Raw genomic sequence first — 1,172 nt, 5'->3', positions numbered from 1 at the left:
CGCGAGCGCTGCGAGCGCGACCTCGCAGCCGGCGAGCTGGACCTGCTCTACGTCGCCCCGGAGCGCCTGCTCGGCGGCGGCCTGCTGCCGCGGCTGGAGCGCCAGCGCATCGCGCTGTTCGCCATCGACGAGGCCCACTGCGTCTCCCAGTGGGGCCACGACTTCCGCCCGGAATATCTCCAGCTCGGCCGCATCGCCGAGCGCTTCCCGGACGTGCCGCTGGTGGCCCTCACCGCCACGGCGGACGCCCGCACCCGCGGCGAGATCGAGCGCAATCTCCTGCCCGACGGGGCGGAGACCTTCGTCGCGAGCTTCGACCGGCCCAACATCCGCTACCGCATCCGCGCCAAGGAGCGGGCACGCCAGCAGATCCTGGAGTTCATCCGCGACGCTCACCCGGGCGAGTCCGGCATCATCTACTGCATGAGCCGTCGTGCCACGGAGGACGTCGCCGAGTGGCTGATGGCCCGGGACGTCAACGCCCTGCCCTACCACGCCGGCCTGCCCGCCAGCCTGCGCGAGACCCACCAGCGCCGATTCCTGCGCGAGGACGGCATCGTGATGGTGGCGACCATCGCCTTCGGCATGGGTATCGACAAGCCGGACGTGCGCTTCGTGGTGCACATGGACCTGCCCAAGAGCCTGGAGGCGTACTACCAGGAGACCGGCCGCGCCGGGCGCGATGGCCTGCCCGCCGAGGCACTGCTGCTCTACGGCACCCGCGACGTCTACCGCCTGCGCGCCATGCTCGAGGACTCCGAGGCGGACGAGCGCCACAAGCGCCTGGAGGGCCAGCGCCTGGAGGCACTGCTCGGCTTCTGCGAGCACACCGGCTGCCGGCGCCAGGCCCTGCTCGGCTGGTTCGACGAAAGCCATCCGGGTGCGTGTGGCAACTGCGACAACTGCCTCGATCCGCCGGAGACCTGGGACGCCACCGAGGCCGCGCAGAAGCTGCTCTCGTGCATCTACCGCACGGGCCAGCGCTTCGGTGCCAATCACATCATCGAGGTCCTCACCGGCGGCACCGCCGCGCGCATCGGCGAGCTCGGTCACGACCGCCTCTCCACCTACGGCATCGGCCGCGACCTCGCCCGCGGCACGTGGCAGTCGCTGATCCGGCAGATGCTCGCCCAGGGGCTGGTGCAGCCGGACCCGGAGGGCCACGGCGGCCT

Annotated in this window: 1 protein-coding gene; it reads left to right on the top strand. The window is 71.8% G+C overall.

Going from position 1 to position 1,172, the window contains the following annotated elements; genetic code table 11:
- On the top strand, positions 1 to 1,172 hold a 1,172-nt coding region (locus G7A99_RS20260), incomplete at both ends, for an ATP-dependent DNA helicase RecQ (RefSeq protein WP_163143647.1).

It is taken from the genome of Arhodomonas sp. KWT (genome assembly GCF_010993615.1).
This window is presented reverse-complemented; position numbering and strand designations above follow the sequence as displayed.